This window comes from Nocardiopsis coralli, from assembly GCF_014892575.1.
Lineage (GTDB): Bacteria > Actinomycetota > Actinomycetes > Streptosporangiales > Streptosporangiaceae > Nocardiopsis > Nocardiopsis coralli.
In genome coordinates, this window is record NZ_JADBGI010000007.1 from 271,876 (window position 1) to 282,418 (window position 10,543).

Below are 10,543 nucleotides of genomic sequence, written 5' to 3' on the forward strand. Positions count from 1 at the left end.
CCCGGGCTACGACGCGCCGTGTTCGCGAACAGGGACAGATAACGCTGCGGTCTGCGCCCTGCGCCTCGTGCACCGGCGGGCCCTGCGCAACGGATCCGCGGATGCGCAGGTCGGGGCCGCGGGGCACACGGAGACGCTGACCAATATGGCATCACCGCGCGCTCTGGCAAAGAGGGCCCCCGCGCGCGGTGATCGAATGGTGATGTGCGCACGAGCGTTCCCGGGCCCGGGCAGGGGCCGGACCGGTCCTGGCGCGGCGGCGTGCTCGGTAGGCTCGGAACACGGAGGGCACAGGGCCGGCCCCGTCCGCGCCCGTCCCTCACACACCCGACACCGACCGAGGACAGGACGTCATCCCCGTGCTCATCGCCGCTCTCCCCTCCGGGCCCCTCGCCGCGAACTGCTACGTGCTCGCCCCGGCCGAGGGCGGTGAGTGCGTCGTCGTCGATCCCGGCCAGGAGGCCGCCCCGCAGGTCGACAAGGCCCTCGCCGAGCACCGCCTCACCCCGGTCGCGGTGCTGCTCACCCACGGCCACTTCGACCACGTCTGGTCGGCGGCCGAGATCGCCGACGAGCGCGGCCTTCCCGTGTACCTGCACCCCGAGGACCGCGGCCTGCTCACCGAGCCCGCCGCCGGCGTGGACCCGGGCTTCGCCGCCCAGCTCTCCGCGCTCCTGGGCCCCGGCCCGTTCTCCGAACCGGCCGACCTGCGCGAGGTCGCCGACGGCAGCGTCCTCGAACTCGCCGGCCTGCGCCTGGAGGTCCAGCACACCCCCGGGCACACCCCGGGTTCGGTCGTCTACACCGTCACCACCGAGGACGGGGTGCCCGTGATGTTCGCCGGCGACCTCGTCTTCGCCGGTTCCATCGGCCGCACCGACTTCCCCGGCGGTGACACCGCGGCGATGGACCGCAGCCTCGCCGACGCCGTGCTCGCCCGCCCCGACACCACCCGGATCCTGCCCGGCCACGGGCCGGGCACGACCGTCGAGCGCGAGCGCGCCACCAACCCGTACCTGCGACAGGCCTCGGCCTGACCCCGGTCACGCCGGCCCGCGCGCCCGCCCCGGACCTGCCGAGCGAGGCGGTGCGGGGTGGCGGTTGGCGGTAAGATCCCAGGTGTTCAAGGGGCATTCCAAACGCCGGTCCCCCTCAGGGTTCCCCGGCGCATTCGCACAGCCGTGTAGTTAGTGGACTTGGTAACTCATGCATCGTTACAGGACTCATTCGTGTGGTCAGCTCCGCAAGGAGCACGTCGGGCAGCAGGTGCGCCTCTCGGGCTGGGTGCACAACCGCCGCGATCTCGGTGGTCTGCTCTTCGTGGACCTGCGCGACCACTACGGGGTCACGCAGATCACGGCGCGCCCCGAGTCCCCGGTGTTCGAGGAGCTCAGCCGGGTCCCCAAGGAGTCGGTCGTCCAGGTCACCGGTGAGGTCTCGGCCCGCGACGCCGAGAACGTCAACCCGAACCTGCCCACCGGCGAGATCGAGATCCAGGCCGCCGAGCTCGAGCTGCTCGGCAGCACCGAGGAACTGCCCCTGACGGTCTTCCCGGAGGACAACACCTCCGAGGAGCGCCGCCTCACCTACCGCTTCCTCGACCTGCGCCGCGAGCGCATGCACCGCAACGTCATGCTGCGCTCGCAGGTGGTCGCCTCGATCCGCCGCCGGATGACGGAGCTGGGCTTCAACGAGTTCCAGACCCCCATCCTCACCAGCTCCAGCCCCGAGGGCGCCCGCGACTTCCTGGTCCCCTCGCGCCTGCACCCGGGCCGCTTCTTCGCGCTGCCGCAGGCCCCGCAGCAGTTCAAGCAGATGCTGATGGTGGCCGGCTTCGACCGCTACTTCCAGATCGCGCCCTGCTTCCGCGACGAGGACAGCCGCGCCGACCGTTCGCCGGGCGAGTTCTACCAGCTCGACGTCGAGATGAGCTTCGTCGAGCAGGACGACGTCTTCGAGATCATCGAGGACGTCATGACCGACACCTTCCGCGAGTTCTCGCAGGAGGGCTGGGAGATCACCTCCCCGTTCCCGCGCATCGCCTACCGCGACGCCATGGAGTGGTACGGCACCGACAAGCCCGACCTGCGCGTGCCGATGAAGATGGTCGACGTCACCGAGCTGTTCGACCGCACCGACTTCCGCGCCTTCGCCGGCAAGAAGGTCCGCGCACTTGCCGTGCCCGGTGTTCAGGACCAGCCCCGCAAGTTCTTCGACGGCATCGGCGACTACGCCGTCGAGCAGGGCGCCAAGGGTCTGGCCTGGCTCAAGGTCGGCGAGGACGGCGAGCTGACCGGCCCGATCGCCAAGTTCGTCGGCGAGATCAGCGACGACCTGCTCGCCGTGCTGGGCGCGGGCCCCGGCCACGGCCTGTTCTTCTGCGCGAGCGAGAAGGACGAGGAGATCAACCGCATCATGGCGCCGGTGCGCGTCGAGGCGGGCAAGCGTGCGGGCCACTTCGAGGAGAAGGCCTACCGGTTCTGCTGGATCGTCGACTTCCCGATGTTCGAGCGCACCGACGACGGCCACATCGAGTTCAGCCACAACCCGTTCTCCATGCCCCAGGGCGGGATGGACGCGCTCCTGAACAAGGACCCGCTGGAGATCCTGGCCTGGCAGTACGACATCGTCTGCAACGGTGTGGAGCTGTCCTCGGGCGCCATCCGTAACCACTCGCCCGAGATCATGTACAAGGCGTTCGACATCGCCGGCTACGACAAGGACGCGGTCGAGGCGGAGTTCGGCGGCATGCTCAAGGCCCTGAAGTTCGGTGCCCCGCCGCACGGCGGTATCGCACCCGGCATCGACCGCATCGTGATGCTCCTGGCCGACGAGCCCAACATCCGTGAGACCATCGCGTTCCCGCTCAACCAGAACGCGCAGGACCTCATGATGGGTGCACCCTCGGACGTGTCGGAGCAGCAGCTGCGCGACGTGCACATCCGTTCGGTGCTGCCCCCCGAGACCAAGAAGTAGCCGGGGAACCACGGACGACGACGAAGAGGGGCGGTGCGCACGCGCACCGCCCCTGCGTGTCCGGGCGGGGTCAGCGTTTGGCGGCCCCGCACTGCTGGCAGCAGATGTCCTCGTCGTCGGGGTTGCTGTGCTCGCACAGGCGGCAGGTCCAGTTCCGGAGCGTGCTGTCGTGCCACGGGCGCGGAAGAGCGGGCACGTGTGGCCGGCGCATGGGGATCCTCGGGGGTAGGAAAAGTGTTTCTCTTGCGCTTCCCTCCGGGGAAGAACTTGAACCTCCTCCAAACGGCCACAAAGCTCTGCCGGTAATAAACCGGACATCTTTGTGTCCGGGAAAACGGCCGAAACCGGCCGCGACCCCTTGTTGCGGATGCGACGGGGGTCCTTCATCCCCTAGCGTTGAGCTCGAATCACCCTTTCGTGCCGCGATGCGCCGGTGTGTCACCGAAGAACACCGGGCACGGGTGGACACAGTTTCTTTTTGTGGGGCGGGGCGGGTCCGAACGCGGCCCGCCGCATCACGCGGGTGTAACGATCCCAGTTCCGCCTTCGGCCGGCTTCCCGCCGTTCGCCGGTGTCCCCGGCGGCCCGGGGGCCGACGCCGGTACGGGGCCGCCCCGTACCGAGGTCACACGGCCGCCCCGCGCCCCGCCGTGCTTCCGGCCGGCCCCGAGACGCCCCGGGGCGGCCTTTGCCTCGGACACTAGAATGAACCGATCGGAACGTTCCCAACGGGTGGCCGCGTCAGACGCGGGTGTGACGTCCGAGACGACATGAGGATGAGTCATACGTGAACCGAATGCGCGCCTCAGGCGATGACTCCGAAACCGTGCTCGCGGGAGCGTTCGAACACGCTCCCGAACCGATGGTGCTCTCCCGCACCGACGGGACCGTCGTGCGCGCCAACGGGGCCTTCGCCGACCTCTTCGGGGACCCGGCTGCGCTGCACGGGCGTGTGTGGCACGAACTCCTCGAGGGCGACGACGCCCAACGCGGTGCGGCCCTGCACGCCGAGGCGCTGAACGGCCACTGGGGACGCCGGGTGCGCCTGAGCCTGGCCCCCGCAGGGCGCTCCGCCCGCATGGCCGAGGTCGAGCTGCGCCCGGTGCCCGAACAGGACCGCCTCGTCGTCCTCACCCACCTGCTCTCCCCGGAGGAGACCGACCTGCGCGTGGTCGGCGAGCTGCGCACCGACAACTCCGACTCCGTGCTGTGGAGCCTGGACCTGAGTACCGGTTACCTGCGTGAACTCTTCGGTCCCACCCCGCTCGGCGCCCTTCTGGCCGGCAACGAACCCGAGCTCGAGCGCATCCTCGAACGTGTCCACCCCGACGACGTCGCCCGCGTGCGCGACGCCATCGCCGGCGCCTTCGAGGGCCGCAACTACGAACAGCGCTTCCGGGTCTTCGACCGCCTCGGGGACGAACGCTCCCTGCACGTGCGGGCCCGTTTCGTGGCCGGCGAGCCCGACCGGCTCGTGGGCATCGTCGACGACGTCACCGAGCACGTGCAGCTCGTGCGCCGCTTGGCCGACCGCCGCCGCACCGAGGCCGAGCACGGGCGCCTGGTGACCGAGCTGTCCTCCAAACTGGTCTCCGCGACCACCGTCGACGAAGTCATGGACCTGCTCAGCGAGGAGTTCCTGCCGATCTTCGGCGGGTACCACGCCGTCGCCCTGTACGTGGAGAACGGCCTGCTGCGCACCTCGCCCAGCGCCCGCGAGCGCGGGAACACCGAGAACATAGACGGCCGCCGGGCCGACGACACCGACTACCCGATGGGTGCGGTCATCCAGGACCGCCAGCCGCGTTTCTTCGAGAGCCGCGCCGAGGTCGTCAGCCGCTTCCCGTCCGCCGTCGAGCTGCTGCGCAGCACCGCGGGCAAGGCCCAGGCCTGGGCGACCGTGCCGATCTTCGGCGACAGCAGGATCGCGCTCGGCGTGTGGCAGATGGTCTGGGACCGCCCCCACCACGCCAGCCGCGACGAGCGCGCCCTCATGCTCACCTTCGCCGGGCTGGCCGGGCAGGCCCTGCAGCGCATCAAGGCCCAGCAGGCCGAGCTCGAACTCGCCGACGCGGTGCAGCGGCGCATGCTGCCCCGCCAGGTGGCGAGCTTCCCCGACATGGACATCGCCACCAAGTACCTGCCCTCGCGCGCGGACTGGCGCATCTGCGGTGACTTCTACGACGTCATCGAACTGCCCGAGAACAAGGTCGGCCTGCTCGTGGGCGACGTGCAGGGCCACGGTGTGGAGGCCGCGGCCGCGATGGGCCAGATCCGTGTGGCCTTCCGCGCCTACGCCACGAACCAGTCCGACCCCGGTGTGGTGCTCGGCGAGACCAACCGCCTGCTCACCGACACCGGGGAAATCGTCTTCGCCACCTGCGGATACCTCGTGGTCGACCGGGAGACCGGCGTCATGCAGGCCGCCTGGGCGGGCCAGCCCCCCATGGTCCTGGCCGCCGGCGGGGGTTACCGCGTCTGGGAACCGGAGACGGGGCCGCCCCTGGGCGTGATGCCCGACACCGAGTACACCGTCACCACCAGCGTGCTCGCCCCCGACACCACCCTTCTGCTGTGCTCCGACGGCCTCGTCGAGAGCTCCGACGTCACCATGCAGGACGGACTCGCCGCGGTCGGGCAGGCGCTCTCGGAGCACGCGGCCAACCCCAAGGAGGCCGCGCACGTGCTCGCCGACATGGCACCCGCCGGCCGCGGCGACGACATCGCGCTCCTGATCACCCGCATGACCCGGTCGGTGCCCAGCGACCCGGAGACCTTCTCCACGGCCGTCCCCGCGACCTGACGCGCCGGGCGCACGCCTCGCCTACGCTGGAGGGGTGTCCGAAACACTGTTCGACGACGCCGGGGCCGAGGCCGCCAAGGTCCAGGAACCCCTGGCCGTCCGCATGCGACCGCGCGACCTCGACGAGGTCGCGGGCCAACGCCACCTGCTGGGCGAGGGCAGCCCCCTGCGCCGCCTGGTCGAGGACGACGCACCCATGTCGGTGTTCCTGTGGGGGCCGCCCGGGACCGGCAAGACCACCCTGGCCAGTGTCGTCAGCCGGGTCACACAGCGCCGCTTCGTCGAGCTGTCCGCCGTCAACGCCGGCGTCAAGGACGTCCGCACGGTCGTGGACGAGGCCCGGCGGCGCCTGGGCATGCACGGCACCCGCACCCTGCTCTTCGTCGACGAGGTGCACCGCTTCAACAAGACCCAGCAGGACGCCCTCCTGCCGGCGGTCGAGAACCGCTGGGTGAGCTTCATCGGAGCCACGACCGAGAACCCGTTCTTCTCCGTGGTCAGCCCGCTGCTGTCGCGTTCGCTGCTGCTGACCCTGGAGTCCCTCGAGGACGACGACGTGCGCCTGCTCCTGCAGCGCGCCCTGGCCGACGAACGCGGTCTCGACGGCGGATACGAGCTCACCGAGGACGCCACCGAACACGTGGTGCGCCTGGCCGGGGGAGACGGCCGCCGGTCCCTGACCTACCTCGAGGCGGCCGCGCTCGTGGCCGGCCCCGCACAGGACGGTCCCCGCACCATCACCGCCGAGGACGTCGAGCGCGCCGTGGACCGCCACGCCGTGCGCTACGACCGCTCCGGCGACCAGCACTACGACGTCATCAGCGCCTTCATCAAGAGCATGCGGGGCAGCGACCCCGACGCCGCACTGCACTACCTGGCGCGCATGATCGAGGCGGGGGAGGACCCGCGCTTCATCGCCCGCCGGCTCGTCGTGCACGCCAGCGAGGACGTCGGCATGGCCGACCCCACCGCCCTGCAGACCGCGGTGGCCGCGGCCCAGTCCGTGGAACTCATCGGTCTGCCCGAGGCACGCATCAACCTCGCCCAAGCCGTGATCCACATCAGCCTGGCGCCCAAGTCCAACGCCGTGATCACCGCGATCGACGAGGCCATGGCGGATGTGCGCGCGGGCCGCGCCGGGGCAGTGCCCGCACACCTGCGCGACGGCCACTACAAGGGCGCCGCCGACCTCGGCCACGGCAAGGGGTACCGCTACGCCCACGACTACCCGGGCGGGGTCGCCCCCCAGCAGCACGCACCCGAGGGTCTTACCGAACGCGAGTACTACCGGCCCACCGGACACGGCACCGAACGCCGGTTCTCCGAGGTGCTGTCCCGCATCAAGGGTGTGCTGCGCGGCGGCTGAGAGCGCCCCCGGCGCCGGGGTGTGCACCGCGCACACCCCGGGACGGGACGGTCAGTCGGTGAAGACCTCGGTGATCTGCACGATCTCGCGGGGGCCGTCGCCCTCCATCGATTCTTCGTCGAAGGTGACCTCGAGGATCATCACCGGGCCCCAGGACAGGTAGTCGACGAACTCCTCCGCGGTGATCTCGAGGGTGCCGCGGAAGTCGTCGTCGATGTGGACGTCGTCGGGCGCGGTGCAGAACTTCGCGCACAGCACCTCGGCGTCGGGGTCGATCTCGGCCTCGCCCGGTTCGCCGGCCTCGTCCCACTCCGACGCCCAGTACTCGTGCGTCGGCGCGCCCTGGTCGCGGATCGGGGTGTCGTCGCGGTCGACCGGTGTGTAGACGTAGGGGCCCTCCTCCGGGTCCTCCTGCTCGGAGGGGTCGAGCCGGACCACGATCGTGGTCTCCTCCTCTTCCTCCTCCTGGGCCTCCTGCGCCGCGTCCGCGGCCGCCTCGGCCGAGGGCTCGTCGTCTGCGGGCGAGGGCAGGATCCGCCCCACACCCCACACGCCGGTTCCGATCAGGGCCAGGGCCAGCACGGCCGTCCCCGCGGCGAACAGGAGACGTGTGGGGCGCTTGCCGGCCATGTGGCCCTCCAGGCGCACCACCTCCGGGATCCGGGCCGGGGGTTCGATGGCGTGCCACTCGCGCTCCAGGATCCGGGAGATCTCCTCGCGGCCGGGCTGCTGGGCGTCGGCGTTGTGCTCGGCCTGCCAGACCGCGATCACCGCGCCCACGACCTCGCGCAGGCTCGGCCGCCGGTCGGGGTCGGGGTCCAGCGCGCGCCCCACCATCGGACGCAGTCCCGGGGCCAGGTCCGCGAGGTCGAAGGAACCGTCGGCGGCGCGCTCGGCGATCTCGTCCGCCTCGCCCGTGCCGAACGGCAGCCGTCCCGTTCCGGCGAAGGCGACCACCGCGCCCCAGGCGAAGACGTCGGCGGCGGGGGAGGGGGCGCCGCCCCGGTAGCGCTCCGGGCTGAGCCAGGTGGCGCCGTGTCCGCGCATCCGCGAGGCGGAGGGCGCCACCGCGCAGTCCATGATGTGCGGGCCGTCCGGGCCCAGCATGACCTCGCTGGGGCGCAGCGCCCCGTGCGAGACCGAACGTGCGTGCAGGACGCTCAGGCCCTCGGCCAGCCCGACGGCCAGGGCGATGAGTTTGCCGCTGCCCAGCCCTCCGCGTTTGGTGACGTAGTGGGACAGGCGTTCCCCGGCCGTGTAGGGCATGGCCAGCCACGGCGGGTTCGCGTCGGTGTCGTGCACCAGGGGTGTGACCACACGGGCGGAGTCGATCCCGGCCAACGAACGCAGCCTGCGGGTCAGGGCCGGGTAGGTGGAGGGGTCCTCCAACTCGGGGGAGGTGAGGGTCTTGACCGCGACCAGGCGCTCGCCGACGTTCGGGGAGGACACGTCGACCGCCGCGTAGACGGTGCCCGTGCCGCCCTGACCCAACCGGCCCAGGACCAGGTACGGGCCGATTCTCGACGGGTCGTCCGGATACAGCGGGGCCAGGCCCGGAGGGACCAGTACGGAGATCTCACGGGGAGAACGAGGGCTCATGGGGATCCTGTCGGTGCTTCAGGGGCGGCCGTCAGTGGGGGGAGTGTCCGGACATCGTAGTGAAGTCCGGACGGAGTGGGGACTCCACCCGATGTGTCGATTGTCCTGCCCGAGTCGGCGGCCGTCGATCCCTCGAGGCCGGAACGGAACCCGAACGTGAGGTGGTTCCGGACAACCGTTGCGGACGTTCCCGGTGGCGTGCCGACACTGCTCCCCGGCGGCGGACGCGATAGGGTCGGCCGAAAATCGGCCCGGCCCGCAACCCTTGGCGGGCGGCCGAGGGCGTGGGAGGCCCGGACGGGCGCGACCGGACGCCACCCCCAGGGCCCACCCTCCACTTCAACCCTCAACCTGCCTACGGAGTCACCATGCTGACCGGAGGAGAGGTCGCCGCGCTCGTCGCCGCGGTGGTCTGGGCGGTGTTGGCCACCTTCCTGTGCGTGGCCCTCGTCAAACTCATCAAGCTCATCAACGCGGCGACCCGTGTCGTCTCCGACATGGGCGACCGCACACCGCCGCTCCTGGAGGACATGTCCTCCACCGTCGAGCGCGCCAACACCTCGCTGGAGCGGGTGGAGGAGATCACCGCGAACATGCAGTCCTCCTCGGAGGACGTCTCCACCATGACCGCGCTGACCCGCTCGGTCTTCACCGGGCCGCTGGTCAAGATCGCCTCGTTCAGTTACGCGGTCCGCCGGGTGATGGGCCAGCGCCGCACCCTCGCCCTGGTGCGTACGCGCAAGCGCAAGGAGGAGAGCCGGTGATGCGCCGCCTGTTCTACCTCGCCGCCGGTGCCGCCGTGGGCGGTTACGTCGTCCACCGCGTGGAGCGCGCCCGGCGTGCGCTCACCCCCGGCGGGATCGCCCAGCGGGTGGAGGGCCAGGTGACCGAGTACAAAGGTGCGCTCCGCGAGCTCAACGAGGACCTGGCCGGCGCCGTGCGCGACCAGGAGGAGGAGCTCCTGCGCAGGTACGCGCCCCGTGAGCGCGGCCGCAGCCTCACCGGGGGCGACGGCGCGAACTGACCCGGCCGCGGCGCCGTTGTGTCGCGGATGTGCGATTTTGCCCGCGGCTCCCGTTTTGTAGGGTCGGACCTGCTCTTTCGAGCACTGTCCACATACACACACGGAAGGCCCGGGCGATGCAGCCGCACGACCCCTACAACAACCCGGACCACGGCGGGCAGCACCCGTCGGGTCCGTATCCCCCTCAGGGGGGTGCCCACCCCTCGGGCGGATACGCCCAGCCCTCGGGTTACGGCCAGTCCGGCGGTTACCCGCCGCCATACGGTCAGCCCGGGGGCATGCCCCCCGGCCCGCCGCCCGCGGGCCCCGCGGCCACCGACCCCGCGAGCGCCAAGATGCCCGGCACCGTCATCACGGTGCGGGTGTTCATGTTCCTCGGCGGGATCCCCGGTCTACTGCTGGGCGGGATCCTCCTCGTCGCGGGCTTCTTCTTCTCCGACCACCCTGACGTCCTGGCCGCCACTGAGGACTCCCTGCTCATCCCCTCGGGCACCTTGACCCCGGACGACGCTGCCATGCTTTTGCTCGGCGCCGGTCTGATCCCCGCCGTCTACGGTCTGATCTCGACGCTGCTGGCCTCGTTCCTGGGCAAGCGCAACGGCTTCGTCCTGTGGACCACGGTGGTGTTCCAGTCCCTGGCCGCGCTGTGGCTGGTCATCTCGCTCGTGACCTCGCCGGCGGCGTTCGTCCCGCTCGCGTTCACCGTCCTCATCATCGGTCTGATGGTGGGGTCGAAGTCGCGGGCGTTCTACAAGCCGGTGCCCCCGGGGCCCGT

General features: G+C 71.0%; 9 protein-coding genes. 7 read left to right on the forward strand and 2 right to left on the reverse strand.

The annotated features are described in order from the left end of the window. The first annotated feature begins 359 nt into the window (after positions 1–359). Positions 360–1,037, forward strand: a complete 678-nt coding sequence (locus IDM40_RS10465; protein ID WP_193121745.1) for an MBL fold metallo-hydrolase — start codon at positions 360–362, stop codon at positions 1,035–1,037. A 169-nt stretch (positions 1,038–1,206) separates the two neighbouring features. Next, positions 1,207–2,976: an aspartate--tRNA ligase gene (gene aspS, locus IDM40_RS10470; RefSeq protein ID WP_193121746.1), complete on the forward strand. Its 1,770-nt coding sequence runs from the start codon at positions 1,207–1,209 to the stop codon at positions 2,974–2,976. Positions 2,977–3,046: 70 nt separating this feature from the next. Here aspS and IDM40_RS10475 read toward each other — a convergent pair whose 3' ends face one another. Then, positions 3,047–3,187, reverse strand: coding sequence for a hypothetical protein (locus IDM40_RS10475; protein WP_193121747.1), 141 nt, complete (start codon positions 3,185–3,187; stop codon positions 3,047–3,049). A 585-nt stretch (positions 3,188–3,772) separates the two neighbouring features. Between IDM40_RS10475 and IDM40_RS10480 the strand changes: the two genes are divergently transcribed. Further along, a complete protein-coding gene (locus IDM40_RS10480; RefSeq protein WP_193121772.1) occupies positions 3,773–5,779 on the forward strand; it encodes a SpoIIE family protein phosphatase in 2,007 nt (668 codons plus the stop codon). A gap of 34 nt (positions 5,780–5,813) precedes the next feature. Next, positions 5,814–7,145 carry a replication-associated recombination protein A gene (locus IDM40_RS10485; RefSeq protein ID WP_193121748.1) on the forward strand — a complete coding sequence of 444 codons (1,332 nt, stop codon included), beginning with the start codon at positions 5,814–5,816 and terminating at the stop codon, positions 7,143–7,145. Between the two features lie 51 nt (positions 7,146–7,196). On the opposite strand, the gene IDM40_RS10490 is transcribed toward IDM40_RS10485, so the two are convergent. After that, the gene (locus tag IDM40_RS10490; RefSeq protein ID WP_193121749.1) at positions 7,197–8,744 is read right to left on the reverse strand and encodes a serine/threonine-protein kinase; all 1,548 of its coding nucleotides are present in this window, start codon (positions 8,742–8,744) and stop codon (positions 7,197–7,199) included. Between the two features lie 368 nt (positions 8,745–9,112). Between IDM40_RS10490 and IDM40_RS10495 the strand changes: the two genes are divergently transcribed. The 3 genes from IDM40_RS10495 to IDM40_RS10505 all read left to right on the forward strand — a co-directional run. Further along, a complete protein-coding gene (locus tag IDM40_RS10495; RefSeq protein ID WP_193121750.1) occupies positions 9,113–9,508 on the forward strand; it encodes a DUF948 domain-containing protein in 396 nt (131 codons plus the stop codon). Next, on the forward strand, positions 9,505–9,768 hold the full coding sequence (locus IDM40_RS10500) for a hypothetical protein (RefSeq protein ID WP_193121751.1): 264 nt from the start codon (positions 9,505–9,507) through the stop codon (positions 9,766–9,768). Before IDM40_RS10495 ends, IDM40_RS10500 begins: the two co-directional genes overlap by 4 nt. 278 nt (positions 9,769–10,046) lie before the next feature. Beyond that, the coding region (locus IDM40_RS10505; protein ID WP_193121752.1) for a hypothetical protein at positions 10,047–10,543 on the forward strand (497 nt) is incomplete at its 3' end.